This is a genomic window from Streptomyces sp. NPDC026394 (genome assembly GCF_055567735.1).
The window spans coordinates 104,389-130,970 of the sequence record NZ_JBVHPX010000015.1 but is presented as its reverse complement, the minus strand read 5'-3'; the positions used below and the strand labels follow the sequence as shown (position 1 = coordinate 130,970).

Here is a 26,582-nt window from a genome sequence, read left to right as displayed (position 1 = left end):
GTGGGCTGATGAGCTAGGGCCGGGAGAGACATCGCACGCCCTGAATGGGAGATGACGTGAGCAACGAAAGCCTGGCCAACCTTCTCAAGGAGGAGCGGCGGTTCGCGCCGCCCGCCGAACTGGCCGCGAACGCCAACGTCACCGCCGAGGCGTACGAACAGGCGGCGGCGGACCGGCTGGGCTTCTGGGCCACCCAGGCCAAGCGCCTGACCTGGGCGACCGAGCCCACCGAGACCCTCGACTGGTCCAACCCCCCGTTCGCCAAGTGGTTCGCCGACGGCAAGCTCAACGTCGCGTACAACTGCGTGGACCGCCATGTCGAGAACGGGCTCGGCGACCGCGTCGCCATCCACTTCGAGGGCGAGCCCGGCGACACCCGCTCGATCACCTACGCGCAGCTCCAGCGCGAGGTCTCCCAGGCCGCCAACGCGCTGACCGAGCTGGGCGTCACGGCCGGCGACCGGGTCGCGATCTACCTGCCGATGATCCCCGAGGCCGTCATCTCCATGCTGGCCTGTGCCCGTCTGGGCGCGCCGCACTCGGTCGTCTTCGGCGGGTTCTCCGCCGACGCGCTGGCGACCCGCATCAACGACGCCGACGCCCGTGTGGTGATCACCGCCGACGGCGGCTACCGCCGCGGCAAGCCGTCCGCCCTCAAGCCCGCCGTCGACGAGGCGCTGACCAAGCCCGGCACGGAGAACGTGCGCAGCGTGCTGGTCGTGCGCCGTACCGGCCAGGAGGACGTGGCCTGGACCGAGGGCCGCGACGTGTGGTGGCACGACATCGTCGGGCGACAGAGCGAGACCCACACCCCGGAGGCGTTCGACGCCGAGCACCCGCTGTTCATCCTCTACACCTCCGGCACCACCGGTAAGCCCAAGGGCATCCTGCACACCACCGGCGGCTACCTCACCCAGGTGGCGTACACCCACCACGCCGTCTTCGATCTCAAGCCGGAGACCGACGTCTACTGGTGCACCGCCGACGTCGGCTGGGTGACCGGCCACTCGTACATCACCTACGGGCCGCTGGCCAACGGCGCGACCGAGGTGCTCTACGAGGGCACGCCCGACACCCCGCACCAGGGCCGCTGGTGGGAGATCGTGCAGAAGTACGGCGTCACGGTCCTCTACACCGCGCCGACCGCGATCCGCGCCTGCATGAAGTGGGGCGACGACATCCCCGCGAAGTACGACCTGTCCTCGCTGCGGGTCCTCGGTTCGGTGGGCGAGCCCATCAACCCGGAGGCGTGGATGTGGTACCGCAAGCACATCGGTGCCGACCAGGCCCCCATCGTCGACACCTGGTGGCAGACGGAGACCGGCGGCATGATGCTCAGCCCGCTGCCCGGTGTCACGGAGACCAAGCCCGGATCGGCGCAGCGCCCGCTGCCCGGCATCGCGGCCACCGTCGTGGACGACGAGGCCCGCGAGGTGCCGGACGGGGGCGGCGGCTACCTGGTGCTGACCGAGCCGTGGCCGTCCATGCTCCGCACGATCTGGGGCGACGACCAGCGCTACCTGGACACCTACTGGTCGCGCTTCGAGGGCAAGTACTTCGCCGGTGACGGCGCGAAGAAGGACGAGGACGGCGACATCTGGCTGCTCGGCCGGGTGGACGACGTGATGCTGGTGTCCGGCCACAACATCTCCACCACCGAGGTCGAGTCCGCGCTGGTCTCGCACCCGAAGGTCGCCGAGGCCGCCGTCGTCGGCGCGACCGACCCGCAGACGACCCAGTCGATCTGTGCCTTCGTGATCCTGCGCGGCACCGCGGCGGAGGACGAGGGGCTGGTGGAGGAGCTGCGGGCGCACGTCGGCAAGCAGCTCGGCCCGATCGCCAAGCCCAAGCGTGTCCTGCCGGTGGCCGAGCTGCCGAAGACCCGCTCCGGCAAGATCATGCGCCGTCTGCTGCGCGACGTCGCGGAGAACCGCGACCTGGGCGACGTCTCGACGCTCACGGACTCCGGTGTGATGGACCTGATCCAGGCGAAGCTGCCCGGCGCGGCCAGCGAGGACTGACCGGGCGGTCGCACCCGGCACGCCGCGTTCGAACGCGTGTGCCGATGCGTGACCGCCACTCCGAGGGGCACCCGTCCGCAGACCGGCCGGGTGCCTTTCGCCTGTTCCGGGCGCCCCGTACCCCTCGCCGGGCGGCCGATCACACCATTTGCCCGTAAGGTGAAGATCGCCGGAATGTTCCCCGCGCAGCCCGGGTACAGTAGGGATCGCGTCAAGAACGCGACAAATACCAAAGGTGCGCCGGGAAGTCTGGTCGGCAACTGCAACAGCCGTATCCAGCTGCCGAAACACCGGAGGTCTTCGCGTGAGCGCGCCCCACAACCGCCGATCCATATTCCTCGGGCGGATGTCCCTGCCCGAGCGGAACTTCATCGCGGACGCCCTGCGCGCCGAGACCGTGGGCGGCGTCCTGCTGCTCATCGCCGCCGTCGTGGCCCTCGTCTGGGCCAACACCCTCGGGGACAGCTACGAGTCGGTACGGGGTTTCCACCTCGGCATCGGCTCCGTCGGGCTGGACCTCTCCGTACAGCACTGGGCCGCCGACGGCCTGCTCGCCGTCTTCTTCTTCGTCGCCGGTATCGAGCTCAAGCGCGAGCTGGTCGCGGGTGACCTGCGCGAACCCAAGAAGGCGGCGCTCCCGGTGGTCGCCGCGCTGTGCGGCATGGCGATGCCCGCCCTCGTCTACGTCGTGGTCAACACCGCCGGCGGCGGCTCGATGGACGGCTGGGCGGTGCCGACCGCCACCGACATCGCCTTCGCACTGGCCGTGCTCGCCGTCATCGGCACCTCCCTGCCGTCCGCGCTGCGCGCCTTCCTGCTCACCCTCGCCGTCGTCGACGACCTCTTCGCGATCCTGATCATCGCGGTCTTCTTCACCTCGCAGCTCAACTTCCTGGCGCTCGGCTTCGCCGTCGCCGGCCTCGCCGTCTTCTACCTGCTGCTGCGCAAGGGCGTACGCGGCTGGTACATCTACGTACCGCTCGCCCTGGTCATCTGGGGCCTGATGTACAACAGCGGCATCCACGCCACCATCGCGGGCGTCGCCATGGGCCTGATGCTGCGCTGCCACCGCCGCGACGGCGAGGAGCAGTCCCCCGGCGAGCACATCGAGCACCTGGTGCGGCCCGTCTCGGCCGGTCTCGCGGTGCCGCTGTTCGCCCTCTTCTCGGCGGGCGTGTCGATCTCCGGCAGCGCGCTGCACGACGTGTTCACCAAGCCGGAGACGCTCGGCGTCGTGCTCGGCCTGGTCGTCGGCAAGGCCCTCGGCATCTTCGGCGGTACCTGGTGCGCGGCCCGCTTCACCAAGGCGGAGCTGAACCCCGACCTGAGATGGCCGGACCTCTTCGCCGTCGCCTCGCTCGCCGGCATCGGTTTCACGGTCTCGCTGCTCATCGGCGAGCTGGCCTTCACCGACGACCCGCTGCTGACCGACGAGATCAAGGCCGCCGTGCTGACGGGCTCGCTGATCGCCGCGGTGCTGTCCGGAACCCTGCTGAAGATACGCAACGCCAAGTACAAGAAGCTGTGCGAGGACGAGGACCGCGACGAGGACCAGGACGGCATCCCGGACGTGTACGAACTGGGCAACCCGGAGTACCACCTGCGGATGGCGAAACTCCTCGAAGCCAAGGCCGCGGAACACCGCCGCCTTGCCGAAGTGGCCTCCGGCGCGAACGCCGGGGACGATGGTCCGGCATGATCTGAGAGGCTTTGCATCCGGGAGAAGACAAGAGGGAGACGTCGATGAGCACAGCCGACGACGGCGCGGACCGCAGCCTCGGGCAGTTGGTGGCCACGGCCACCGCCGAGATGTCCGCACTGGTGCACGACGAAATCGCACTGGCCAAGGCCGAGCTGCGGCAGGACGCCAAGCGGGCCGGCATCGGCAGCGCCGCGTTCCTCGTGGCCGGCGCGCTGGCGCTGTTCGCGCTGCCGGTGCTGAGCTTCGCCGCGGCGTACGGCATCCACAACCTCGGCCTCGGCCTCGCCTGGTCCTTCCTGATCGTGGGCGGCGCCTTCCTGATCGTCGCCCTGCTGCTGGTCCTGATGGCGGTCAGCAAGCTCAAGAAGATCAAGAAGCCGGAGAAGACCATCAGTTCGGCCAAGGAGACGGCGGCCGTACTGGGGAACGTCAAGCCGCATCCGCGCGCGGTGCCGGAGGACCACCCGGTCCTGGAGTCTGTGACACGCTCCTCCGTATGACGGCTACCGACAGTTCCGACTCGGTCGTACGTCCCGACGGGCCCTGGACCCACCGGGACGTGGCGGCCAACGGTGCGCGTTTCCACATCACCGAGATGGGTGACGGCCCGCTGGTGCTGTTGCTGCACGGCTTCCCGCAGTTCTGGTGGACCTGGCGCCATCAGCTCCCGGCGCTCGCCGGAGCGGGTTTCCGTGCGGTGGCGATGGACCTGCGGGGCGTGGGCGGCAGCGACCGCACGCCCCGCGGCTACGATCCGGCCAACCTGGCCCTGGACATCACCGGGGTCGTACGGTCCCTGGGCGAGCCGGACGCCGCGATCGTCGGGCACGACCTCGGCGGCTACCTGGCGTGGACCGCGGCCGTGATGCGGCCGAAGCTGGTACGGCGGCTGGCGGTGTCCTCCATGCCGCACCCCCGCCGCTGGCGCGCGGCCATGCTGGCGGACTTCAAGCAGAGCCGGCAGAGCTCCTACGTATGGAACTTCCAGCGGCCGTGGCTGCCCGAACGCCGGCTGGTGGCGGACGACGCCGCCCTGGTGGGCCGCCTGATCCGGGACTGGTCCGGGCCGCGGCTGCCCGAGGACGAGGACGTCGAGGTCTACCGGCGGGCGATGAGCATCCCCTCGACGGCGCACTGCGCGATCGAGCCGTACCGCTGGATGGTCCGGTCGATGGCCCGGCCGGACGGCATCCAGTTCAACCGGCGCATGAAGTGGCCCGTACGGGTGCCGACGCTGCACCTGCACGGCTCGCTCGACCCCGTGATGCGCACCCGCAGCGCGGCCGGTTCCGGCGAGTACGTGGAGGCCCCGTACCGCTGGCGGCTCTTCGACGGGCTCGGGCACTTCCCGCACGAGGAGGACCCGGTGGCGTTCTCCGCCGAACTGATCAACTGGCTGAAGGATCCGGAGCCGGACCGGTAGACCCTGGCCGGCGGGCCGGGGCGCGGGGCCGGGCGGCGCGACACGCCGACCCGATCGAACGTGCGTATGACGAACAGCCAATTGCCGCCCGCATAGGCCAATTGACGGGCCGCCGGGCGGTTACGGAGCCCGGGGCCCGGGCAGAGTCGTGGGTATGGGCTGGACGCACGACTACCGTGACGTGGCACGCAACCGCCGCAGCAACGCCGCTGCGATGGGCACTCAGGAGAGGGGATCCTCGGACCTTGTGTCCGGTGAGTCTCCCGAGCTCGCCCATCCGCTGGGCATTCCGCGCATCCTGCGCCGCCGGGCGCGCTGGATGACCGCGCGGCTCAAGCATCCACGGACCTGACCCCCGCCGGAGCCCCGGGCCAGGGGGCGGCCTCCGCCTCCCGCCCGGCCCGATCCGGCTCGGCGTCCCGTCACATCGCGCATCCCTGACTGTCGACCGCCCGCTGGGCCGTACGCCCCTTGGTGATGTCCTCGCGGATCTCGTCGGCGGTCAGCGCGTAGCCGGTGTGGGCGTCGTCCAGGGACTTGGCGAAGACCACTCCGTACACCTCGCCGCTCGGCGTGAGCAGCGGGCCGCCGGAGTTGCCCTGCCGGACCGTGGCGTACAGGGAGTACACATCACGGCCGACCGTGCCGCGGTGGTAGATGTCCGGGCCGTTGGCCTGGATGCGGCTGCGGATACGGGCCGCGCGGACGTCGTAGCCGCCGTTCTCCGGGAAGCCGGCGACGATGGCGCCCTTGCCGGTGCTCGCGTCGTCCGCCGCGAAGCGCAGCGCGGGCGCGGGCAGCGACGGCACGTCGAGCACCGCGATGTCGCGCTCCCAGTCGTACAGGACGACCCTCGCGTCATACGTACGGCCCTCGCCGCCTATCTGGACGGTCGGTTCCTTGACGCCGCCCACCACGTGCGCGTTGGTCATGACGCGGTGCGGCGCGAAGACGAAGCCGCTGCCTTCGAGGACCTTGCCGCAGCTCGGGGCCGTACCGACGACCTTGACGATGCTCTTGCGCGCCTGGGCCGCGACCGGGCTGCTGGCCAGCTTCGGGTCGGGCGCGGGCACCGAGTGGATCGGCTCGTTCGAGAACGGCGTGAAGACCTGCGGGAAGCCGTTCTGCGCGAGCACCGAGGAGAAGTCCTGGAACCAGGTGTTGGCCTGTTCCGGCATCACCTGGGAGACGCCGAGCAGCACCTTGGAGTTGCGGACCTCCTTGCCCAGCGTCGGCAGGGAGGTGCGCGCCAGCGCGGAGCCGATCAGCCAGGCGACCAGCAGCATCGCCAGGACGTTGACCAGCGCGCCGCCGGTGGCGTCCAGGGCGCGCGCCGGTGACCAGGTGATGTAGCGCCGCAGTTTGTTGCCCAGATGGGTGGTCAGCGCCTGTCCCACGGACGCGCACACGACCACGACGGCGACCGCCGCGATCACCGCGAAGGTGCCCGGTGTGGCGTCGTCGGTGATCTCGTTCCAGATCACGGGGAGCAGGTAGACCGCGACCAGGCCGCCCCCGAGGAAGCCGATCACGGACAGGATGCCGACGACGAAGCCTTGGCGGTAGCCGACGACGGCGAACCACACGGCCGCGAGCAGCAACACGATGTCCAGCACGTTCACGCCCGCCACCGTCTCACGCGCGCCGGTCGAGCGGGACCTGCTTCGTGCGGTCCCACGGCCGTTCCCACCCCGCGTAGTGCAGGATCCGGTCAATCACCCCGGCCGTGAAACCCCAGACCAGGGCGTCCTCGACGAGGAAGGCGGGGCCCACGTGGCCACTGGGGTGGCGGGCCGTCACCCGGTGCGCGGGGTCCGTGAGATCCGCCACGGGAACCGTGAAGACCCGGGCGGTCTCCGCCGCGTCCACCGGCCCGACCGGGCTCGGCTCCCGCCACCAGCCCAGGACGGGCGTGACGACGAAGCCGCTCACGGGGATGTACAGCCGCGGCAGCACGCCGAAGACCTGCACGCCCGACGGGTCCAGCCCGGTCTCCTCCCACGCCTCGCGCAGCGCGGCGCGCACCGGACCGTCGCCCTCCGGATCGCCGTCCTCCGGGTCGAGGGCGCCGCCGGGGAACGAGGGCTGGCCGGCGTGCGAGCGCAGGGTGCCCGCGCGCTCCATGAGCAGCAGCTCCGGGCCGCGGTCGCCGTGCCCGAAGAGGACCAGGACGGCGGACTGCCGGCCGCCGCTCTCGGGCGGCAGGAATCTGCTGAGCTGGTGGGGCTCGATCGTGGCGGCGGCGCGCGAGACCGGCGCCAGCCACTCCGGCAGGCCGTCGGAGCTGACGGCCGCCCCGTCCGCCCCGTACGCCGCTGTCTTGCCGTACTGCTCCCGTGCGCTCGTCATCCGCGCCCCCTCAGGCCCTTGGATCGGTGGGATCGATGGTCATGCGGCCGTGGCCGGTCCTCTTGGGGGTGAGTCCCGCGGCGGCCGGTCCGGTTCCCCTCCGGAATGTGACGCTTTCGTCCCGCGCGGGGCGGCACCGTCGGAACGGGCACCGGCGGGCCGGGGCCGCGGGCGCCGGGCACGGGCGGCGCTCAACGGCCCGCCAGCGGCGGCGCGGGCTGTCCCGGGTAGTCGGCCGGGGGCCGCAGCCGCTGGCCCGGCTGACCGCCCATCTCGTACTTGAGCAGCTTCTTCGCCTTCTCCGGGTCCAGCTCGCCCTCGCCGTACGAGGGGCAGTCGTGCGCGATGGGGCAGGCGCCGCAGGCGGGCTTGCGGGAGTGGCAGACGCGGCGGCCGTGGAAGACGACGCGGTGCGAGAGCATCGTCCATTCGCTCTTGGGGAAGATCTCGGCGATCTCCGCCTCGACCTTCTCCGGGTCCTGCTGTCCGGTCCAGCGGAAGCGCCGGACCAGCCGGCCGAAGTGGGTGTCGACCGTGATGCCCGGCACGCCGAACGCGTTGCCCAACACGACGTTCGCGGTCTTGCGGCCGACGCCCGGCAGCGTCACCAGGTCCTCCAGGCGGCCGGGCACCTCGCCGTCGAAACGGTCCCGTAGCGCCGTCGAGAGGCCCAGCAGGGACTTCGCCTTGGCGCGGAAGAAGCCGGTCGGCCTGATCAGCTCCTCCAGCCGCTCCGGATCGGCGGCGGCCATGTCCTCCGGCGTGGGGTAGGCGGCGAAGAGGGCCGGGGTGGTCTGGTTGACCCGCAGGTCGGTGGTCTGCGCGGACAGGACCGTGGCGCAGAGCAGCTCGAAGGAGTTACGGAAATCCAGCTCGGGGTGGGCGTACGGATACACCTCGGCCAGCTCACGGTTCATCCGGCGGGCCCGGCGCACCATGGCGGTGCGGGACTCGTCCTTGAGGGCGGGGGCGGGGGCGGCCTTGGCGGGGGCCTTGGAGGGCGCGGCCTTGGAGGGCGCCTTCTTGGCGACGGCCGCCTTCTTGGCGACGGCCGTCTTCTTCGCAGGGGCCGTCTTGGCAGGGGCCGTCTCGCCGGTGGTCTTCGCCGCGGCGGTCTTCTTGGCCGTGGTCTTCTTCACGGCGGTCGCCGCGGCGGTCTTCTTGGCCGTGGTCTTCTTCGCGGCAGAGGTCCCGGTCGCTGCCGTGGCGGCGGACTTCTTCCGCGTCGTCGCCTTGCGCACCTTTTCTCCGGATTTCACCGCTTTCGCGGCTTCGGCGGGCGCCTGTTCGCCCACAGCGGAATCACGGCCCGCGCTCACTCGCTCAGCCCCCTTGTCCTGTGCTCTCACCGGCGTATTGGACACTCGGCCAGACTAAGGCCACCCACTGACATACGGCCCGATCACCAGTGCCCGTGGGTCCAATCGGCCCCCTGCCGTATGGCTTGCGCCACGGGTCCGGCATCCTTGTGATTGATCGCACTGTTTTGCATTCCGGCATGATGGGGACCAAGGTCCCTTTGAGCATGTCGACAAGGAGAGATCTCGTGGACGACGTTCTGCGGCGCGCACCGCTCTTCGCGGCGCTCGACGATGAGCAGGCGGCCGAGCTGCGCGCCTCGATGGGAGAGGTCACGCTCGCCCGCGGCGACGCCCTGTTCCACGAAGGGGACCCGGGCGACCGCCTGTACGTGGTCACCGAGGGCAAGGTGAAGCTGCACCGCACCTCCCCGGACGGACGGGAGAACATGCTCGCGGTGCTCGGCCCCGGTGAGCTGATCGGCGAGCTCTCCCTGTTCGACCCGGGCCCGCGTACCGCCACCGCCACCGCACTGACCGAGGTCAAGCTGCTGGGTCTGGGCCACGGCGACCTGCAGCCCTGGCTCAACGCCCGCCCGGAGGTCGCCACGGCGCTGCTGCGCGCCGTCGCGCGCCGCCTGCGCAAGACCAACGACCAGATGTCCGACCTGGTCTTCTCCGACGTACCGGGCCGGGTCGCCCGGGCGCTCCTGGACCTGTCGCGCCGCTTCGGTGTGCAGTCCGAGGAGGGCATCCACGTCGTGCACGACCTCACGCAGGAGGAGCTGGCCCAGCTCGTCGGCGCCTCGCGCGAGACGGTCAACAAGGCCCTCGCGGACTTCGCGGGCCGCGGCTGGCTGCGCCTGGAGGCGCGCGCGGTGATCCTGCTGGACGTGGAGCGCCTGGCGAAGCGCTCGCGCTGACGCCCGCCGCCGTCAAGGCACCGAAAGGGTCCTGCTCCCCCGGGGGAGCAGGACCCTTTCGCGTGAAACCGCCCGCGCGACCGGACCCGGACGGCCCGGGTCACCGTCCCCGGACGGCCCCCTCACCGGGCCCGACCGGCCCTCTCCCCCCTGCCCCCTCCCGGTCCGCCCGGCACCTCCGGCAGTTGCTGCGTGGCGCAGTGGATGCCGCCCCCGCCCTCGCCGACCGCGTCGATCGCGATCTGCCGGATGTCGCGGCCCGGGTGCAGGTCACGCAGCACCCCGGCGGCCCGGTCGTCGGCCCGCCGGTCGCCGAAGCGCGGCAGGACCACCACGCCGTTCGCCACGTAGTAGTTCAGGTACGAGGACAGGAACTCCTCCCCCCGCTCACCGATCGCGTACGGATCGGGCTCCGCGATCTCGACGATCTCCAGTCGTCTGCCCCGGGCGTCGCGGGCCTGTGCGAGAACGCCGCGGGCCTGCTCGTACACCCGCGCCCAGACGTCCGGGCCGTCCCCGTGCCAGGGCCGGTTCAGGGCGACGACGCCCGGCTCCACGAAGCGCGCGACGGTGTCGACATGGCAGTCGGTGATGTCCGCGCCGCGCACGCCCGCGACCCAGATCACCCGGGTCACGCCCAGCGCCCGCTTCAGCTCCCGTTCGACGTCGGTCCGTGTCCTGCCCGGGTTGCGGTTGGCGTTGACCAGCGAACTCTCGGTGGCCAGCAGGGTTCCTTCGCCGTCGACCTCCACGGAACCACCCTCGGCGACGATCCCGGCCTCGACACGGGTGATCCCCTCGCGGCCCAGCAGCCCGCGGGCCACCTGGGCGTCGCGCGGGTGACGCTGCTTGCCGCCCCAGCCGTTGAAGTGGAGGTCCACGCCCGCCCGGCCGGGCCCCGGCGACGTACCCGGCCGGGTGACGAAGACCGGGCCGGTGTCACGTATCCACAGGTCGTCGACCGGCACCGGCACGATCTCGACCGCCGCACCGCACGCCCGGCGGGCCCGCCCTTCCTCCTCCGGCCCGGCCAGCAGCGCCACCGGCTCGTACTCGGCGAGGGTGTGCGCCAGCCGCGCGATGTCCCGCTGCACGGCGGGAGCCTGGTCCTTCCAGAGGGAGTCGGCCGGCGGCCAGGCGAGGTACGTGGCGGCATGGGGCCGCCACTCGGCGGGCATCCGGGCCGGGACGGTCGCGGCGGCCGGCACGGCGACCCCGGGGGAAGCGGAGGCCCCGGAGGGCCGGGGCGCCCGGGCGGCGTACGCGAAGCCCGTACCGGCGAGCGCTCCCAGACCGCCGAGCCCGAGCAGCCCGCGGCGCGTCAGAAGACGTCGAGGTCGGTTCATGACCGGCTGTTCTCCTCTCCGGGCCGCCCGCCGACGCCGGACGAGCCTTCCCTGGAACCTGACTGAAATTTCAGTCAGGACTTGTCCCGAACGTAGCACCGCCGAGAACCGATGGCGACCGGTTACCGCCGACCGGGCACCGAGTACGGTGGTCGACTGTGTCCGAGCGCCGACTGCAGATCCTGGAAGCCGCGACCCGCACCATCGCGCGGAGCGGCGTACGCGGCCTGCGGGTGGAGGAGATCGCGGCCGCGGCCGGCGTCTCCACCGGACTGATCTACTACCACTTCGGCGACCGGGCCGAACTGCTCCGCCGCACCCTGGACTTCATCGGCGAACGCGCCGAACGCTGCACGGCGCCGGACCCGGAGACCGTCCGCACGGCGGGCCCGCGCGCGCAGTTGGAGGAGATGCTGCTGCGCGAGCTCCAGGACGCCCCGGAGCTGGTGGAGAACAGCACCGCCTGGGGCGAGTTCCAGTCCAGCGCCATCTTCGACACCGGGCTGCGGGAGCAGTTGCGCGAGGCGACCCGGCAGTGGACGGACGACGTGGCCGACCTCGTACGGGAGGCACAGGCCGCCGGTACGGCCGACCGGAACGTTCCGGTGGCCGACGCCGCCGAGCGGCTGACCGCGCTGGTGGAAGGGCTCAGCACGCGCTGGCTCAGCGGCTCGGTCCCCCTGGAGCGCGCCCGCGAGCTGCTGCGCGGCGGCATCGAACGCGAGCTGGGCCCGGCGGCGGAAGAGGACTGAGGGCAGGGCACCGCACCTGGACCAGTCCTGGGCCAACCCTGGATCAGCCCCGGATCAGCCCGGGATCGGCCCTGGACCAGTCCTTGGATCTGCCCCCGAGTCAGCCCCCTCGGCTCAGCCCCTGAATCCGCCCTCGGCGCGGCTACTGAATCCGCCCTAGATCAGCCCGTGCTCCCCGAGATAGTCCAACTGCGCCCGTACGGACAGCTCGGCCGCGGGCCACAGCATGCGGTCCACGTCCGCGTACACGCTCGCGACGACCTCCGAGGGCGTGCGGTACCCCGCCTCGACCGCCGTCTCGACCTGGGCCAGCCGGTTGGCGCGGTGCGCGAGGTAGAACTCGATCGCGCCCTGGGCGTCGCTCAGTACGGGCCCGTGACCGGGCAGGACGGTCGTGACGCCGTCGTCGACGGTCAGGGACCGCAGCCGCCGCAGCGAGTCCAGGTAGTCGCCCAGGCGGCCGTCCGGGTGCGCGACGACGGTGGTCCCGCGGCCCAGGATCGTGTCGCCGGTCAGTACGGCGGCGTCGGCCGGCAGGTGGAAGGAGAGCGAGTCGGCGGTGTGCCCGGGGGTCGGTACGACCCGTAGTTCCAGGCCACCGGTGGTGATCACGTCTCCGGCCGCCAGCCCCTCGTCGCCCAGCCGCAGTGCCGGGTCCAGGGCCCGTACCGGGGAGCCGGTCAGCTCGGCGAAGCGCTCCGCGCCCTCGGCGTGGTCCGGGTGACCGTGCGTCAGCAGCGTGAGGGCGACCCGCTTCCCGGCCCGCTCGGCGGCGTCCACGACTGCCTTGAGGTGGGTCTCGTCCAGTGGCCCCGGGTCGATGACGACCGCCACGTCGGCGTCCGGCTCGGCGACGATCCAGGTGTTGGTGCCGTCCAGGGTCATCGGGGACGGGTTCGGGGCGAGCACGCACCGGGCGCGGTCGGTGGCGGGTCCGGCGATGTCCCCTCCGCGGGGCCGGCCGGGCAGGGCGGCTGCGTACGTCATGCGGTGGACTCTCCCGTGGTCGTGGGCGGGCTCGCGGGCGGCGCGACGGTGCCCGGCCCCCCGGTCGCGGGTGGCGCGACGGTGCCCGGCCCCCCGGTCGCGGGTGGCGCGACGGTGCCCGGCCCCCCGGTCGCGGGTGGCGCGGCGGTGGCCGGGCTCCCGGTCGCGGGCGGCGCGACCGGGGTGAGGTGCTTGGTGAACTCCTCGTGCCCCGGCCAGCTCAGGACCACCTCACCGTCCTTCAGCTCCGCCCGCGCGAGGACCGGTGTCAGGTCTTGGCCGCCGGCCGCGGCGAGGGCCTCGGCGGCCGTCCCGTACGCCTCCAGGCCACGCAGCGTCGAGATCGTCGGCGGCATCATCAGCAGCTCGCCGCGGTCGTAGCCCGCGGCGGCCTCGGCGGGGCGGATCCACACCGTACGGTCGGCCTCCGTGGAGACGTTCCGGGTGCGCTGGCCCTCGGGCAGCACCGCCACGAAGAACCAGGTGTCGTAGCGGCGGGGTTCGAACTCCGGGGTGATCCAGCGGGCCCACGCCCCCAGGAGGTCACTGCGCAGGACCAGGCCGCGGCGGTCCAGGAAGTCCGCGAAGGACAGTTCGTGGGCGACCAGTGCCGCGCGGTCCGCGTCCCAGTCGTCGCCGGTGGTGTCGGCGACCACGGTCCCGGCGGAGGTGCCGGCGAGCAGCACACCCGCCTCCTCGAAGGTCTCCCGGACGGCCGCGCAGACCACGGCCTGCGCCGCGGCCTCCTCGTCCGCCCCGAAGCCGAGCCGCCGGGCCCACTCGGCGAGTGAGGGCCCGGCCCAGGCCACCGGCCGCTCGTCGCGCGGGTCGACGGACCCGCCCGGGTAGGCGTACGCGCCTCCGGCGAAGGCCATGGAGGTACGTCTGCGCAGCATGTGGACGGCGGGACCACCCGCGTCGGTGTCCCGGAGCAGCAGCACGGTCGCGGCCCGGCGGGGCGCCGCCGGAGTCAGCTCGCCGTGCGCGAGGGCCCGGATGCGGGCCGGCCATTCCGGCGGATACCACTGGCCATTGGGGGTCGACGACATGGCCGGATGCTATGCGCTGGCGCGCGGATGTTCGAGGGGGCGCCTCTCCGGCCGCTGCGCGCGGGCGCCGGGGCCGGGTGCGGGATGGGTGCGGGTCCGGGCGTGAGGGCCGGGTGCGGAGCCGCGGGTACGGAAACGGGGCGGGTCCGGTTCCCCGGTCCCGCCCCGTCGTACTCGGTCACGTCCGGTCGTACGCCGTCATCCGGCCGTGGTCCGGCACACTCCGCCGTACTTCATCGTCCTCAGCCGTACGCGCTCGTACGTGCCCTCATGCGGTCACCCGCGGTCTTCCGCAGTCGTACGCGATCGCCCGACGTCAGTCCGCGACCTCGACCTGCATCTCGACCTCGACCGGCGCGTCGATCGGCAGCACGGCCACGCCGACCGCGGAACGGGCGTGCACGCCCTTGTCGCCCAGCACCTCGCCCAGCAGCTCGCTGGCGCCGTTGATGACGCCCGGCTGACCGGTGAAGTCGGGGGCCGAGGCGACGAAGCCGACGACCTTGACGACCCGCACGATCTTGTCGAGGTCGCCGACGACGGCCTTCACGGCGGCCAGCGCGTTCAGCGCGCAGGTCGCGGCCAGTTCCTTGGCCTGCTCGGGGCTGACCTCGGCGCCCACCTTGCCGGTGGCCGGCAGCGCGCCGTCCACCATCGGCAGCTGTCCCGAGGTGTGGACGTACGCGCCCGAGCGCACCGCGGGCTGGTACGCCGCCAGCGGTGGCACGACCTGCGGCAGCTTCAGGCCCAGCTCGGCGAGCCTGTCCTCCACCGCGCTCATGCCTGCTTCTCCCGCTTCAGGTAGGCCACCAGCTGCTCGGGGTTGTTCGGCCCCGGCACGACCTGGACCAGCTCCCAGCCGTCCTCGCCCCAGGTGTCCAGAATCTGCTTGGTCGCGTGCACGAGCAGCGGCACGGTCACGTATTCCCACTTGGTCATGGGGCCGAGCGTAATGCCTGTCCCGGCGGCGCGCGGACGCGGCGGCGCGGCCCGGGTGCGCGGCCGGTACGCGCCCCTTCCGCGCCCCCGGCGCACAACCCGACGCCGGTCCCGTGCGTAGCCCGCCGCCGGACTGGTTAGGCTCCTTGGCGTGAGCAGGCTCCATGTCGTCAGCGGCAAGGGCGGTACCGGCAAGACCACGGTCGCCGCTGCCCTCGCCCTCGCCCTGGCCACCGAGGGACGCCGTACCCTCCTGGTCGAGGTCGAGGGCCGGCAGGGCATTGCCCAGGTGTTCGAGACCGAGGCGCTCCCGTACGAGGAGCGCAAGATCGCGGTGGCCCCCGGGCCCGACGGAGGAGGTGTGTACGCCCTCGCCATCGACGCCGAACGGGCGCTCCTGGACTACCTCCAGATGTTCTACAAACTCGGCGGCGCGGGCCGCGCCCTGAAGAAGCTCGGCGCGATCGACTTCGCCACGACCATCGCACCCGGCCTGCGGGACGTCCTGCTGACCGGCAAGGCGTGCGAGGCGGTGCGCCGCAAGGACAAGCGCGGACGGTTCGTCTACGACGCCGTCGTGATGGACGCCCCGCCCACCGGCCGCATCACCCGCTTCCTGAACGTCAACGACGAGGTCGCGGGCCTGGCCAAGATAGGGCCGATCCATAACCAGGCACAGGCCGTGATGCGGGTGCTGAAGTCTCCCGAGACGGCGGTCCACCTGGTGACCCTGCTGGAGGAGATGCCCGTCCAGGAGACCGTGGACGGCGTCGCGGAGCTGCGCGCCGCCGGGCTGCCGGTGGGCGGCGTCGTGATCAACATGACCCGGCCCGAGGTGCTGGACACCGGCGAGGTCGACATCGCCGCCAACGGGGCGCGCAGAAGCATCGCCGAGGCGCTGGCCGAGGCGGGCCTGCGCGGCGGCCGCCGCGGCGCGGCCGGCGTGAAGTGGGCCGACGGGCTCATCGACCCCCTCCTGGAAGAAGCCCGCGAACACGCGCAGCGCGTCGATCTGGAGCGGGCCGGGCACGCCGAGCTGGCCGGTCTCGACCTGCCGACCTACGAGTTGGAGCTGCTCCCCGAGGGAGTGGACCTCGCCGGGCTGTACCGGCTCGCGCGAGACCTGCGGAAACAGGGGCCCATATGACCGCGGACGCAAGCCTCCCGGACGACAGCACGGCGGGCGCCGGCACTCCGGATGCCGGCGCCCCGGACGCCGGCACCGCGGCTGTCAGCGCCCCGGACGCCGGTGCCGCGCCGTCCCGGCACACCGCACCGTCCGCCTCCGGACACGGCGTGCTGCCCTCCCCCGCCGCCCTCCTGGAGGTCGACCCGCTGCTCGACGATCCGCGCACCCGTATCGTCGTGTGCTGCGGCTCCGGCGGTGTCGGCAAGACCACCACCGCAGCGGCCCTCGGCGTACGCGCCGCCGAGCGCGGCCGCAAGGCCGTCGTGCTGACCATCGACCCGGCCCGCCGGCTGGCGCAGTCGATGGGCATCTCGGAACTGGACAACGTCCCCCGCCGCGTCAAGGGCATCGACGAGAGCGCGGGCGGCGAGCTGCACGCCATGATGCTGGACATGAAGCGCACCTTCGACGAGATCGTCGAGGCGCACGCGGACGCCGAGCGGGCCCGCGCCATCCTGGAGAACCCCTTCTACCAGTCTCTGTCGGCCGGTTTCGCGGGCACGCAGGAGTACATGGCCATGGAGAAGCTGGGCCAGTTGCGCTCCCGTGACGCGTGGGACCTGATCATCGTCGACACCCCGCCCAGCCGGTCCGCGCTCGACTTCCTGGACGCGCCCAAGCGACTCGGGTCCTTCCTGGACGGCAAGTTCATCCGGGTGCTGATGGCGCCCGCGAAGGCCGGCGGGCGGGCCGGCATGAAGTTCCTCAATGTCGGCATGTCGATGATGACCGGCACCCTCAGCAAGATCATGGGCGGTCAACTGCTGCGTGACGTGCAGACGTTCGCGGCCGCCATGGACACCATGTTCGGCGGCTTCCGTACCCGCGCGGACGCGACGTACCGGCTGCTCCAGGCGCCCGGCACCGCGTTCCTCGTCGTGGCGGCGCCGGAGCGGGACGCGCTGCGCGAGGCCGCGTACTTCGTCGAGCGGCTGGCCGCCGAGCAGATGCCGCTGGCCGGGCTGGTCCTGAACCGGGTGCACGGCAGCGGCGCCGCCCGGCTCGGCGCGGAGCGGGCGCTGGCCGCCGCCGAGGCCCTCGCGGACCGCGACCGGGCCGCCGCCGAGGAACGGTCCGGCGACCGGTCGGAAAATCTTGACGGTGACGGCATTGTGGATCTAGCGGACGGGAAGGCTGACTCTCGTACCGCCGACGGCCACTCCCCCGCCGCGGCGGACCCACGGACAACGGACGACACCCCGTCGGCAGCACGGCTCGCTGCCGGGCTGCTGCGGTTGCACGCCGAGCGGATGCAGGTACTCGCCCGCGAGCGGCGGACGCGCGACCGCTTCACCGCGCTGCATCCCGAGGTCCCGGTCGCGGAGATCGCCGCGCTGCCCGGGGACGTGCACGACTTGGCGGGCCTGCGCGCGATCGGCGACCGCCTCGCCACCCAGGAACGGACGGACGACGACACCCGGCAGACCGAGGACTGACCAGAGGGCTGCCCCGAGGGCCGGTCGAAGAACCGGCCGGAGACCTGGTCGAAGAAGTGGCCGGAGAACTGACCAGAGGGCTGGCCAGGGGCCGTCCGGGTAAGACCCAGCCGCAGCACGGCCCTGTCGCCGCCCTGCCCCAGCCCTGACGCGGCCCTGTACGGGCCCCAAGAGGTCCCAGGGGAGAGGGACCAAGGACTTCACCCAGGAGCGGCGGAAACAGCGGACTACAGCGAACGCAGACAGCCTGAGCAACGATCCCCGCGTCTGTAACACCGCCCGGCCGACCGCTTGCACGCGTGCTCGCGCCTTTCCCGGTACCGAGTCGCCGAGTCGTCCCGTACGGACATGCCTGCACCGCCGTGCCGACACCGGTACCGCACACCGGCCGCGTCCGCGCGCCGGCCATGCCCGTGCACCGGGAACGTCCACCGCCGGTCAGGACCGCGCGCCGAACAGGACCGTGCGCTGGTCACGACCGCACAGCGTTCACGCCCGTACGCCGCCCGTTCCGGCCCACGCCGAATACGCCCGTCGACCGTCGGCCCACAGCAGACGGCTTACGACAGACGGCAGACGGCTACTGACGTCGTCTAGCCGACCGCGGCGTAGTCGTCGTACGTACCGTCGTAGCGGTCGCCGTACGCGTTGTCGTAGGTGTTCTCGTACGTCTCGTCGTCCTCACAGTCCACGGGCAGGATGCCGGTGCTGCGCTCGTATTCCGTACGCGCCGTCTCCAGCAGCCGGCGCCACGAGGTGACGGTCGGGCGGCGGCGCAGCAGCGCCCTCCGCTCGCGCTCGGTCATGCCGCCCCAGACTCCGAACTCCACGCGGTTGTCCAGGGCGTCGGCCAGGCACTCCGTCCGCACCGGGCATCCGGTGCAGACCGCCTTGGCCCGGTTCTGGGCCGCGCCCTGAACGAACAGCTCGTCCGGATCGGTGGTGCGGCAGGCTGCCTGTGTACTCCAGTCGGTTACCCAGCTCATGCTGGCGCCGTCCTCTCCCGAATCGAGGCTCCCCCACGGCGGCAAGCGGCATATTCACCGTTGCCAGTTGAGGACGTTACGGAAGGCGAGCAGGGCGCAACACCCCCTTCGGGCCCAATCTTGGATGGCCCGAACGGACTATGCGTACGCGGCAGATCACCCAACGGAGTGAGCCGGTGGCATACGCCACGTTCCCGGCGCCACGGGACAGTTCGCCACTGGCACAACGGATGTACGGCGACACATGCGGACGTACGGGGCGCCTCGCACCCGCGGAGGCGGGGTTGACGGACCGGCGTGATCCCTCTGCGGGCGCCGGCCGGGATCAGGTTAAACGAACAGATGCGCCCCTGTCCGGCGATTGAGAACGTAGCCACCTCGTGAAGTCGCACCGGCCGGTCGTCACCTGCGCCACTGCGGTCCCACCCCTGCCGCCGTGTCCGGCTCGTGCGCCGGGCCGGACAGCGGGGCCACCGGTCCCGATACGCGGATGTACCGACCCAGCCCCGCTCCCTCGGGCCCCCGCACACGAGGGCTTAGGCTGCCCTCATGGGTAAGAAGCGCGACGGCGGGGGTCTGACCAAGACCCAGCAGGCCGCTAAATTCCTGGGTGTCAGCGTCCTGGCCGGAGCGGTGCTGGCGGGCCTGGCCCTCCCCGCAGCCGGCGCGCTGGGCCTCGCGGCGAAGGGATCGGTCGAAGGTTTCGACGAGATCCCCGCCAACCTGAAGACTCCACCGCTGAGCCAGCGGACCACCATCCTCGACGCGAACGGCGGCGAGATCGCCAAGGTCTACTCGCGCGACCGCACCGTGGTCGACCTCAAGGACATGTCGCCGTACGTCCAGAAGGCGATCGTCGCCATCGAGGACGCGCGTTTCTACCAGCACGGCGCCATCGACCTGAAGGGCATCCTGCGCGCGGTCAACAAGAACGCGCGGTCCGGCGGCGTCTCCGAGGGCGCCTCCACGCTGACGCAGCAGTACGTGAAGAACGTCTTCATCGAGGAGGCCGGTGACGACCCGGACAAGGTCGCCCAGGCCACCCAGCAGACCATCGGCCGCAAGGTCAAGGAACTGAAGTACGCGATCCAGGTCGAGGAGGAGCTGGGCAAGCAGAAGATCCTGCAGAACTACCTGAACATCACCTTCTTCGGGCAGCAGGCGTACGGCGTCGAGGCCGCGTCCCAGCGGTATTTCAGCAAGCACGCCAAGGACCTGACCCTGGACGAGTCCGCGCTGCTGGCGGGCATCGTGCAGTCGCCGAGCCGGTACGACCCGGTCAACGACCCCAAGGAGGCGCAGCGCCGCCGTAACACCGTGCTGCAGCGGATGGCCGACACGAAGGCCGTCACCCAGGCCGAGGCCGACGCCGCGGCCAAGAAGCCGATCAAGCTGGACGTCAGCCGCCCCAAGAACGGCTGCATCACGGCCGGTTCGGGCGCCGGGTTCTTCTGCGACTACGTACGCGAGGTGCTGCTGAACGACCAGGCGTTCGGCAAGACCCGCAAGGAGCGCAGCAAGCGCTGGAACCAGGGCGGCCTGACGATCCGTACGACGCTCGACCCGCAGACCCAGCGGTCGATCCAGTCGGCCGTCACCGGCCAAGTCTACGCCAACGACCCGGTCGCCACCGCGGCGACGATCGTTCAGCCCGGCACCGGAAAGATCCTGGGCATGGGTCAGTCACGCCCGTACGGCTTCGGTCAGAACCAGACCCAGATGAATCTGTCCGTCGACCAGAAGATGGGCGGCGGCGCGGGCTACCAGCCCGGTTCGACGTTCAAGCCGGTGATCGCGGCGGCGGCCCTGGAGGCCGGCAAGGGCCCGGACCAGTCGTACTCCTCGCCGTACAAGATGCAGTACCCGAGCCCGGTCTCCACCTGCACCGGGCAGTGGACGGGCAACGACCCGGTCTCGAACGAGAACACCTCCGAGGTCGGCCCGTACAGCATGAAGGAGGCGACCGCGAAGTCGGTCAACACCTACTTCGTGCAACTGATCAGCGACATCGGGATCTGCCCGGTGACCAAGATGGCCGACAAGATGGGCATCAAGCGCTCCAACGGCAAGCCGGTGGAGCAGAGCCCCGCCATCGCGCTGGGCTCCCCCGAGGTCTCCCCGCTGACCATGGCCAACGCCTACGCGACCTTCGCCAACGAGGGCGTCCACTGCTCCCCGGTGGCCATCGAGTCGATCACCGACGCGACCGGCAAGGCGCTGACCGTACCGAAGACCAGCTGCCACCGTGCGATGTCCCAGCAGACCGCCAAGACCATCAACGCGCTGCTCAAGGGCGTCGTCGAGGACGGCACCGGCAGGCAGGCCGGCCTCCAGGGCCGGGACAGCGCGGGCAAGACCGGCACCACCGACAGCCGGTACGCGGCCTGGTTCACCGGCTACACCCCGAACATGGCCGGCGCGGTGTGGGTGGGTGACCCGGCTCACAAGCGGCGGATGTTCGACATCACCATCGGCGGCACCTTCCACGACAAGGTGTACGGCGCGGACACCCCGGGCCCGATCTGGCGCGAGGCGATGTCGGGCGCGCTGTCCGGCAAGCCCGCGCCGTCCCTGCCCACCGTCCCGCTCGGCGACTCCGACAAGAGCGACGGCAAGGGCGGCGGTGGCGGCGGCCGCCACGACCGGCCCGGCGGCGGGGGTGGCCACGGTGACGGCAAGCCGGGGGGTGGCTGGCACCTCCCCGGGTTCCCCGACCTGTTCGGGGGCTCGGACCGCTGAGGCGGCCCAGGCCTCTGAGGTGACCGAGGCGGCGATCGGGCAGGACGTACGAAGGGGCGCTCCCACCGGGTGGTGGGGGCGCCCCTTCCGTACAACGGCCGGGCCGGCGAAGCAGTGATCTTGCGGCCTGGGCTCACACCGTCCGAACTGCCTGGTCCGTCTGGACCGCGTAGCTCGCCTGGACCGCGTGGGCCCCCTGGTCCGCCCTGGTCCGCCTGCCTCGCCCGCCTTCGCCTTCGCCTCAGCCCGCGAGCAGCTTCTTGACCACCGCGGCCACCCGGCCGCCCTCGGCCCGGCCCGCGATCTTCGGGTTCACGATCTTCATGACGGCGCCCATGGCCCGCGGCCCCTCGGCGCCGCCGCCCTTCGCCTCCGCCACGGCCTCGGCGACGATGTTCTCCAGTTCCTCGTCCGAGAGCGGCTTCGGCAGGTACTCGGCGAGCACCTCACCCTCGGCGCGTTCCCGCTCCGCCGACTCGGCGCGGCCGCCCTTGTCGAACGCCTCGGCGGCCTCCCGGCGCTTCTTCGCCTCCCGCGCGACGATCTTCTCGACCTCGGCGTCCGAGAGCTCGCGCGCCTCGGTGCCCGCGACCTCCTCCTTCTGGACGGCGGTCAGGGTGAGACGGAGGGTGGAAGAGCGCAGCTCGTCACGGGCCTTGATGGCCGTGGTGAGGTCGTCCTGCAGCTTCGACTTGAGCGTGGTCATGACGTCGAGTATGCCCGTACGCGGAGCCCTGCGCCCCACCATTACGTTCCGGTGTACGGGCGTGACGTGCTGATGGGCGGGTCCGACGTACTGAAGGGCGGGCGCGACGTACCGGAGGACAGGTGTGGCGCCCCCTGCCGGCGTCCGGCTGTCACGTACCTGCATACCGGTTGCCCCACACCTGCGTACGGGTGTGACGCACCGGAGAACGGGGCAGGACGTACCGATGGGCGATTCCCCCGCGCGCTCTGCCACGATGGGAATCATGCGCGCCCGTTACGGAGTCCCCCTGTCCCTCGCCGCGGCCGGTGCCGCGGGCCTGGCCTACGCCGCCGGATTCGAAGTCCGCTCCTTCAGACTGCGCCGGGTCACCGTGCCCGTACTGCCGCCCGGGATGCCGCCGTTGCGCGTCCTCCAGGTCTCCGACATCCACATGGTCAGCGGCCAGCGCAAGAAACAGCGCTGGCTCCAGTCGCTGGCCGGGCTGCGCCCCGACTTCGTCATCAACACCGGCGACAACCTCTCCGACCCCGAAGGTGTCCCGGAGGTGCTGGACGCGCTCGGCCCGCTCATGGAGTTCCCGGGTGCGTACGTCTTCGGCTCCAACGACTACTACGGGCCAAAGCCGCGCAACCCTGCCCGCTACCTGGTCGAAAAAGTTCAGAAGCGGCACGGTCTGAACGGCAACCCGCCCGTCGTCGGCGCCATCCACAACCCCTGGGAAGAGCTGCGTGACGCCTTCGACACGGCCGGCTGGGTCAACCTCACCAACACCCGCGGCCGCCTGAAGCTCGACGGCTCGGCCGGCGGCTTCGAGATCGCCCTGACCGGCCTGGACGACCCGCACATCAAGCGGGACCGCTACGCCCAGGTCGCCGGCGGCCCGGAGCCGGACGCCGACCTCTCCCTGGCTGTCGTCCACGCGCCCTACCTGCGCACCCTCGACGCCTTCACCGCCGACGGCTACCCGCTGATCCTGGCCGGCCACACCCACGGCGGCCAGCTCTGCATCCCCTTCTACGGGGCCCTGGTCACCAACTGCGACATCGACACCGAGCGGGTCAAGGGCCTGTCCACCCACACCACGGCCGGCCACACCTCCTTCCTCCACGTCTCCGCAGGCTGCGGCACCAACCGCTACACCCCCGTCCGCTTCGCCTGCCCCCCTGAGGCGACGCTGCTGACCCTGACGGCACGGGACTAGAACGGCGGGTGGGGCTGGGCCCCGTACGGGCGCGGGCGGGTCGGTCCCCGTACGGGCCGAGCAAGGCCACAAGCCCCACCCCCTCCACCCGATCCACCAGCCCCCTCCCTCCTCTCCCCTCCCCCCCTTCCTCCCCCGAATTCGCACACACCCTCCGCATCACCCCCCACTCCCGTCTAGCGTGGGGGGATGATCGACCCGACCAGCGCACGCGTCCCGAGCTCCCGTCCGCCCCAGGCCACCTCGCACGCCTCCACCCGGTACGCCCGGGGAGCGGCGGCCGCCTCGGCCCACACCCCGGCCTCCGCGGTCGTCCCTCCGGTCCGGCGCCCGCTGGCCGCCGCCTTCCGCCTGCTGATCGCCCTGGCCGCGCTGACCGGCCTCGTCCTGGACATCGCGATCACCCCGGACCTGGGCCGCCTCTTCAGCTACTTCACGGTCCAGACGAACATCGCGGTGGCCGTCTTCTTCGCCTGGTCCGCCTACCGCGCCTGGTCCGCCCGCCCCCCGATCTCCTCGCGCGTCAGCGGCGGCGTCCTCCTCTTCATATCCATCACCGGCCTCGTCTACCACCTGGTGCTCACCAACGACTCCAGCAGCTTCTCCATGACCGGCACCCCGGAACACGACACCGTCCGCACCGTCTCCACCCACCTCCTGCACACCGTCACCCCCATCGGCGCCGCCCTCGACTGGCTCCTCCTCACCGCCCCCCGCGGCTTCCGCTGGCGCTACGCCGCACAGTGGCTGGCCTACCCCTTCCTCTACCTCCCCTTCGCCCTCATCCGCGGCGCCCTCCTCGCCCCGGGCACAGAGGGCCGCTACCCGTACCCCTTCCTCGACGTCGACCTCCACGGCTACGCCGGCATCGCCCTGAACACCCTCATCTTCGGTTCCGCCTTCTACGCCCTCGCCCTGATCCTCATCGCGATCGACCAGGTCAGGCCCCACCCCCGTCGCCCGGAGAACCGGATTTCACCTTCGGGGATCGGTCCGCTAAAGTAGAGCTCGTTGCTTCGGGGTGTGGCGCAGCTTGGCAGCGCGCTTCGTTCGGGACGAAGAGGTCGTGGGTTCAAATCCCGCCACCCCGACTGAGAAGTAGCAGGTCAAGGGCCACCGACTCGCAAGAGTCGGTGGCCCTGACTCGTTTCCGGGGGCGGTGGGGAAAGTCGGGGGAGTTCACCGGGCGCAGTTGTCAGTGATGTATGACACAGCGCTGGGCCAACAGCGCTCCCACCTCCGTCCGCCGATGCAGTACAGACCGCCCGGCGCGGGTCGTGGTCAGCAGCCCTGCCGCGCGCAGAGCGGCGGTGTGGGCGGAGGCGGTGGGGTTGCTGAGGCCCAGGCGGCGGGCCAAGGCGGACGTGCTGTGGGGTTCGGTGAGGAGGGTGAGGATCGTGGCGCGGGTTCGGCCGAGGACGGCGGACAGGGCGGCGGTCGGATCTGTCGTGCCGGTGGGGGTGAGGGGGAGGCCGGGGCCTGCGGGGTAGGTGACGGTCACCGGCTGGTCGGGGTGGTCGCCGAGAAGGGGGTGGCCGGTCCAGTGGAAGGTGGGCAGGAGGAGGACGCCTCGGCCGTTGAGGGTGATGTTCCGGGTGGCGGGGGCGGGTAGTTCCCAGGTGGTGCCGTTCAGGCGGGACGTTCCGACGAGACGGGTCAGGGCGGTGGCTGTGCCGTGTTCGGCGGCGGTCAGGGCGTGGCGGGTGAACTCGTCCCGGTGGAGGTCCTGTACCAGGGGCCATACGGGGCGCAGGGCCGTTTCGAAGGCCGCCTGCTGAGCCCGGCGTAGGAAGCTCCGGGCGTCGCTGTCGCCGCGGTACAGGTCGCGGAGCCATGGGGGTGGCGGGCTGCCGCCCCCCTCGTACACCCGTCGCAACTCGGAGCGGATCAGGTCCTGTCGGGTGGCGCGTACGGAGTCCAGGCCCTCCGTGAGGGAGTCGCTGAACACGTCGAGGAAGCTGGGTGCTTGCCCTGCGGGGACCAGGTCGCGCAGGGGCAGGGTGGTGCGTGGCAGGGACCGGAGCAGGCGTTGCCTCCAGTGGCCGAAAAGCAACGGGTCGTCGCCGCACGCCAGCTTCAGGAAGGCGGTGTTCATCTCCTGCAAGGGCGCCGGCCGGGGCGCGAATCGGACCCGCGCGAAGTCGGCTGCGGTGAAATGGATACGGATCACTGGGTCCCCCGGTGGTCTCGTACTCCCCTTGGCGCTGTCGCGCCATCGTTTCGGGCAGGGCCGCAACCCTCGTCGGCATCCCCCGCCTCCGGCCAGTATTCACGCCATCGACCGGTGGGAGGAGAGGCGATGACGGACACGAGCAACAGGCGCGTGGCGGAGGCGGTTCGGTTGCGGCTGCCGGATGCCGGCGGGAGGTACCCGGTCGGGGCCGCCACGCTGTACCTCGTCGATCGCACGAGGAAGGACCCGTGGGCGGCGGAGATCGCCGTACGTGAGCTGATGGCCACGGTGTTCTATCCGGCGGGCACGGTCCAAGGGGCGTCGCGGGCTCGGTATATGACGCGGGGCGTCGCTGCTGTGTTCTCGGAGGGCGCGCCCCAGGTGCATCCGGAGCTGCCGCGTACGGGTGTGGACTGGGCGGCCACCACGACCGGCGCGTACGGGGACGCGCCCGCGCAGCGCGAGCGACGGTGGCCCGTACTGCTCCACAGCCCTGGAGGGGGCGACCCGCGCGCTCTCGGGACCTCGGTGGCCACGGACTTGGCGAGCCGCGGGTGGGTGGTGGTGGCCGTCGACCACCCGGGGGACGCCCTTGCCGTCGAGTTCCCGGTGGCGCGGGCCGGGCGGGAGCGGGTGCGTACGACCGTGTTCCGGGGTGATCCCCGGGCGGATGCGGAGCTGTTCCGGATCATGATTGCCGCGCGGGTCGCTGACTTGCGGTTCGTCCTGTGCCGGTTGGCGGAACTGGTGGCCGGGCGGAATCCGGACGCGGCGGGGCGGCCGGTGCCCGAGGGGCTGGGGCATGCGCTGGATCTGCGGCGGGTGGGTGTGTACGGGCACTCGGCGGGTGGCACCGCGGCTGCACAGGCTCTGTACGAGGATTCCCGTATCGGTGCCGCGGTCGACTGGGAGGGCTTCCTCGACCAGGCGCCCGACGCCTCCGGCCGTCCTGGGGAACTGCTTCCGGTGGCCCGGGACGGGGTGGAACGGGCGCTGCTCCTGGTGGGCACGGACAGCTTCACGGGGCGGGCGGAGATGGAACGTTCCTGGGCGGCCGCGCTCGCCCACCCGGGAGGGCGGGTGTGCCGGGACCGGCTCGATGGCACGTCGCACTGGGTGTTCACGGACTACGCGTCCATGGCTCCGCAGTTGCAGGCGGCGGGGCTGATGTCGGGTGAGGGCCGGGCCAGGCTGGTGGGGGCGGCCGATCCGGCATGGTCGGTGCCCGCCGTATGCCGCCAGGTGCGGACGTTCTTCGCCCGCTACCTGCCGGTGCGCTGACTGACATGCGTAAGTCCGCCCACCTGCGGGAGCGCTGCATGCGTAAGTACGTCAGAGGTGCGTGGCACACGGCTCCGGG

Annotated in this window: 24 protein-coding genes and 1 tRNA gene; 14 read left to right on the top strand and 11 right to left on the bottom strand. The window is 71.7% G+C overall.

All coding sequences use genetic code 11. The features are described 5' to 3' along the window. The first annotated feature begins 56 nt into the window (after positions 1 to 56). The 5 genes from acs (at position 57) to ACZ4QV_RS29650 (ending at position 5,498) form a co-directional block, all read left to right on the top strand. Positions 57 to 2,021 (top strand): acetate--CoA ligase, encoded by a 1,965-nt coding sequence (gene acs, locus ACZ4QV_RS29670; protein WP_361614348.1) that lies wholly within the window; start codon positions 57 to 59, stop codon positions 2,019 to 2,021. 304 nt (positions 2,022 to 2,325) lie between these two features. Then, a complete protein-coding gene (gene nhaA, locus ACZ4QV_RS29665) occupies positions 2,326 to 3,720 on the top strand; it encodes a Na+/H+ antiporter NhaA (RefSeq protein ID WP_361155496.1) in 1,395 nt (464 codons plus the stop codon). 44 nt (positions 3,721 to 3,764) lie between these two features. Beyond that, on the top strand, positions 3,765 to 4,223 hold the full coding sequence (locus ACZ4QV_RS29660; RefSeq protein WP_361155494.1) for a phage holin family protein: 459 nt from the start codon (positions 3,765 to 3,767) through the stop codon (positions 4,221 to 4,223). Then, positions 4,220 to 5,146, top strand: coding sequence for an alpha/beta fold hydrolase (locus ACZ4QV_RS29655; RefSeq protein ID WP_361155492.1), 927 nt, complete (start codon positions 4,220 to 4,222; stop codon positions 5,144 to 5,146). The genes ACZ4QV_RS29660 and ACZ4QV_RS29655 overlap by 4 nt, the downstream gene beginning before the upstream one ends. A gap of 154 nt (positions 5,147 to 5,300) precedes the next feature. Next, entirely contained in the window at positions 5,301 to 5,498 is a 198-nt protein-coding gene (locus tag ACZ4QV_RS29650) for a hypothetical protein (RefSeq protein WP_361155490.1), read from the top strand. Between the two features lie 70 nt (positions 5,499 to 5,568). On the opposite strand, the gene ACZ4QV_RS29645 is transcribed toward ACZ4QV_RS29650, so the two are convergent. The 3 genes from ACZ4QV_RS29645 to nth all read right to left on the bottom strand — a co-directional run bounded on the left by ACZ4QV_RS29645 (position 5,569) and on the right by nth (position 8,754). Next, the gene (locus ACZ4QV_RS29645; protein WP_361155488.1) at positions 5,569 to 6,768 is read right to left on the bottom strand and encodes a MarP family serine protease; all 1,200 of its coding nucleotides are present in this window, start codon (positions 6,766 to 6,768) and stop codon (positions 5,569 to 5,571) included. Positions 6,769 to 6,781: 13 nt separating this feature from the next. Further along, on the bottom strand, positions 6,782 to 7,495 hold the full coding sequence (locus tag ACZ4QV_RS29640) for an NUDIX hydrolase (protein WP_361155486.1): 714 nt from the start codon (positions 7,493 to 7,495) through the stop codon (positions 6,782 to 6,784). A gap of 191 nt (positions 7,496 to 7,686) precedes the next feature. Next, on the bottom strand, positions 7,687 to 8,754 hold the full coding sequence (nth, locus tag ACZ4QV_RS29635; protein WP_467763642.1) for an endonuclease III: 1,068 nt from the start codon (positions 8,752 to 8,754) through the stop codon (positions 7,687 to 7,689). 287 nt (positions 8,755 to 9,041) lie between these two features. Here nth and ACZ4QV_RS29630 point away from each other — a divergent pair, with 287 nt between their 5' ends. Continuing rightward, positions 9,042 to 9,716: a Crp/Fnr family transcriptional regulator gene (locus tag ACZ4QV_RS29630; protein WP_003981529.1), complete on the top strand. Its 675-nt coding sequence runs from the start codon at positions 9,042 to 9,044 to the stop codon at positions 9,714 to 9,716. A gap of 122 nt (positions 9,717 to 9,838) precedes the next feature. Here the strand turns inward: ACZ4QV_RS29630 and ACZ4QV_RS29625 are convergent, their stop codons facing one another. Then, a complete protein-coding gene (locus ACZ4QV_RS29625) occupies positions 9,839 to 11,062 on the bottom strand; it encodes an agmatine deiminase family protein (RefSeq protein ID WP_467763614.1) in 1,224 nt (407 codons plus the stop codon). Between the two features lie 158 nt (positions 11,063 to 11,220). Between ACZ4QV_RS29625 and ACZ4QV_RS29620 the strand changes: the two genes are divergently transcribed. Next, positions 11,221 to 11,814, top strand: coding sequence for a TetR/AcrR family transcriptional regulator (locus ACZ4QV_RS29620; protein WP_361584946.1), 594 nt, complete (start codon positions 11,221 to 11,223; stop codon positions 11,812 to 11,814). A gap of 156 nt (positions 11,815 to 11,970) precedes the next feature. Here ACZ4QV_RS29620 and ACZ4QV_RS29615 read toward each other — a convergent pair whose 3' ends face one another. From ACZ4QV_RS29615 to ACZ4QV_RS29600, 4 genes are all read right to left on the bottom strand, one after another. Then, complete coding sequence (locus tag ACZ4QV_RS29615; protein ID WP_361155482.1) at positions 11,971 to 12,801, bottom strand: MBL fold metallo-hydrolase; 831 nt, start codon at positions 12,799 to 12,801, stop codon at positions 11,971 to 11,973. Then, entirely contained in the window at positions 12,798 to 13,850 is a 1,053-nt protein-coding gene (locus ACZ4QV_RS29610) for an NUDIX hydrolase (RefSeq protein WP_467763613.1), read from the bottom strand. Before ACZ4QV_RS29610 ends, ACZ4QV_RS29615 begins: the two co-directional genes overlap by 4 nt. Positions 13,851 to 14,166: 316 nt before the next feature. Further along, positions 14,167 to 14,631 (bottom strand): RidA family protein, encoded by a 465-nt coding sequence (locus tag ACZ4QV_RS29605; protein ID WP_361155479.1) that lies wholly within the window; start codon positions 14,629 to 14,631, stop codon positions 14,167 to 14,169. Continuing rightward, positions 14,628 to 14,789, bottom strand: coding sequence for a DUF4177 domain-containing protein (locus ACZ4QV_RS29600; RefSeq protein WP_003981536.1), 162 nt, complete (start codon positions 14,787 to 14,789; stop codon positions 14,628 to 14,630). The genes ACZ4QV_RS29605 and ACZ4QV_RS29600 overlap by 4 nt, the downstream gene beginning before the upstream one ends. A 151-nt stretch (positions 14,790 to 14,940) precedes the next feature. On the opposite strand from ACZ4QV_RS29600, the gene bagA reads away from it, so the two are divergent. Together bagA and bagB are read left to right on the top strand one after the other, a co-directional pair. Then, the gene (gene bagA / locus ACZ4QV_RS29595) at positions 14,941 to 15,936 is read left to right on the top strand and encodes an ATPase BagA (protein WP_361155477.1); all 996 of its coding nucleotides are present in this window, start codon (positions 14,941 to 14,943) and stop codon (positions 15,934 to 15,936) included. Beyond that, entirely contained in the window at positions 15,933 to 17,414 is a 1,482-nt protein-coding gene (gene bagB / locus ACZ4QV_RS29590) for an ATPase BagB (RefSeq protein ID WP_467763612.1), read from the top strand. The genes bagA and bagB overlap by 4 nt, the downstream gene beginning before the upstream one ends. 593 nt (positions 17,415 to 18,007) lie before the next feature. Here bagB and ACZ4QV_RS29585 read toward each other — a convergent pair. Beyond that, a complete protein-coding gene (locus ACZ4QV_RS29585) occupies positions 18,008 to 18,400 on the bottom strand; it encodes a WhiB family transcriptional regulator (protein WP_361155473.1) in 393 nt (130 codons plus the stop codon). A gap of 549 nt (positions 18,401 to 18,949) precedes the next feature. On the opposite strand from ACZ4QV_RS29585, the gene ACZ4QV_RS29580 reads away from it, so the two are divergent. Then, positions 18,950 to 21,139, top strand: a complete 2,190-nt coding sequence (locus tag ACZ4QV_RS29580; RefSeq protein ID WP_361584960.1) for a transglycosylase domain-containing protein — start codon at positions 18,950 to 18,952, stop codon at positions 21,137 to 21,139. A gap of 241 nt (positions 21,140 to 21,380) precedes the next feature. Here the strand turns inward: ACZ4QV_RS29580 and ACZ4QV_RS29575 are convergent, their stop codons facing one another. Then, positions 21,381 to 21,845, bottom strand: a complete 465-nt coding sequence (locus tag ACZ4QV_RS29575) for a GatB/YqeY domain-containing protein (RefSeq protein WP_031010044.1) — start codon at positions 21,843 to 21,845, stop codon at positions 21,381 to 21,383. Positions 21,846 to 22,110: 265 nt separating this feature from the next. Here ACZ4QV_RS29575 and ACZ4QV_RS29570 point away from each other — a divergent pair, with 265 nt between their 5' ends. The 3 genes from ACZ4QV_RS29570 to ACZ4QV_RS29560 all read left to right on the top strand — a co-directional run bounded on the left by ACZ4QV_RS29570 (position 22,111) and on the right by ACZ4QV_RS29560 (position 24,140). After that, the gene (locus ACZ4QV_RS29570) at positions 22,111 to 23,049 is read left to right on the top strand and encodes a metallophosphoesterase (protein WP_361584963.1); all 939 of its coding nucleotides are present in this window, start codon (positions 22,111 to 22,113) and stop codon (positions 23,047 to 23,049) included. A gap of 189 nt (positions 23,050 to 23,238) precedes the next feature. Beyond that, positions 23,239 to 24,054 carry a Pr6Pr family membrane protein gene (locus ACZ4QV_RS29565; RefSeq protein ID WP_361155467.1) on the top strand — a complete coding sequence of 272 codons (816 nt, stop codon included), beginning with the start codon at positions 23,239 to 23,241 and terminating at the stop codon, positions 24,052 to 24,054. A 12-nt stretch (positions 24,055 to 24,066) separates the two neighbouring features. Then, a tRNA-Pro gene (locus tag ACZ4QV_RS29560) sits at positions 24,067 to 24,140 on the top strand. 104 nt (positions 24,141 to 24,244) lie between these two features. Here the strand turns inward: ACZ4QV_RS29560 and ACZ4QV_RS29555 are convergent. Next, positions 24,245 to 25,219, bottom strand: coding sequence for an ArsR/SmtB family transcription factor (locus ACZ4QV_RS29555; protein WP_361588091.1), 975 nt, complete (start codon positions 25,217 to 25,219; stop codon positions 24,245 to 24,247). 129 nt (positions 25,220 to 25,348) lie between these two features. Here ACZ4QV_RS29555 and ACZ4QV_RS29550 point away from each other — a divergent pair, with 129 nt between their 5' ends. After that, positions 25,349 to 26,503: an alpha/beta hydrolase gene (locus ACZ4QV_RS29550; RefSeq protein WP_361588089.1), complete on the top strand. Its 1,155-nt coding sequence runs from the start codon at positions 25,349 to 25,351 to the stop codon at positions 26,501 to 26,503. Positions 26,504 to 26,582: the final 79 nt, after the last annotated feature.

What these genes read in the sequence shown, in the direction of transcription:
- ACZ4QV_RS29660 (WP_361155494.1), top strand. Translation starts at nt 3,765, where the DNA reads ATGAGCACAGCCGACGACGGCGCGGACCGCAGCCTCGGGCAGTTGGTG.
- ACZ4QV_RS29655 (WP_361155492.1), top strand. Translation starts at nt 4,220, where the DNA reads ATGACGGCTACCGACAGTTCCGACTCGGTCGTACGTCCCGACGGGCCC.
- ACZ4QV_RS29650 (WP_361155490.1), top strand. Translation starts at nt 5,301, where the DNA reads ATGGGCTGGACGCACGACTACCGTGACGTGGCACGCAACCGCCGCAGC.
- ACZ4QV_RS29640 (WP_361155486.1), bottom strand. Translation starts at nt 7,495, where the DNA reads ATGACGAGCGCACGGGAGCAGTACGGCAAGACAGCGGCGTACGGGGCG.
- ACZ4QV_RS29625 (WP_467763614.1), bottom strand. Translation starts at nt 11,062, where the DNA reads ATGAACCGACCTCGACGTCTTCTGACGCGCCGCGGGCTGCTCGGGCTC.
- ACZ4QV_RS29615 (WP_361155482.1), bottom strand. Translation starts at nt 12,801, where the DNA reads ATGACGTACGCAGCCGCCCTGCCCGGCCGGCCCCGCGGAGGGGACATC.
- ACZ4QV_RS29610 (WP_467763613.1), bottom strand. Translation starts at nt 13,850, where the DNA reads ATGTCGTCGACCCCCAATGGCCAGTGGTATCCGCCGGAATGGCCGGCC.
- ACZ4QV_RS29605 (WP_361155479.1), bottom strand. Translation starts at nt 14,631, where the DNA reads ATGAGCGCGGTGGAGGACAGGCTCGCCGAGCTGGGCCTGAAGCTGCCG.
- ACZ4QV_RS29600 (WP_003981536.1), bottom strand. Translation starts at nt 14,789, where the DNA reads ATGACCAAGTGGGAATACGTGACCGTGCCGCTGCTCGTGCACGCGACC.
- bagB (WP_467763612.1), top strand. Translation starts at nt 15,933, where the DNA reads ATGACCGCGGACGCAAGCCTCCCGGACGACAGCACGGCGGGCGCCGGC.
- ACZ4QV_RS29585 (WP_361155473.1), bottom strand. Translation starts at nt 18,400, where the DNA reads ATGAGCTGGGTAACCGACTGGAGTACACAGGCAGCCTGCCGCACCACC.
- ACZ4QV_RS29580 (WP_361584960.1), top strand. Translation starts at nt 18,950, where the DNA reads ATGGGTAAGAAGCGCGACGGCGGGGGTCTGACCAAGACCCAGCAGGCC.
- ACZ4QV_RS29575 (WP_031010044.1), bottom strand. Translation starts at nt 21,845, where the DNA reads ATGACCACGCTCAAGTCGAAGCTGCAGGACGACCTCACCACGGCCATC.
- ACZ4QV_RS29570 (WP_361584963.1), top strand. Translation starts at nt 22,111, where the DNA reads ATGCGCGCCCGTTACGGAGTCCCCCTGTCCCTCGCCGCGGCCGGTGCC.
- ACZ4QV_RS29565 (WP_361155467.1), top strand. Translation starts at nt 23,239, where the DNA reads ATGATCGACCCGACCAGCGCACGCGTCCCGAGCTCCCGTCCGCCCCAG.
- ACZ4QV_RS29550 (WP_361588089.1), top strand. Translation starts at nt 25,349, where the DNA reads ATGACGGACACGAGCAACAGGCGCGTGGCGGAGGCGGTTCGGTTGCGG.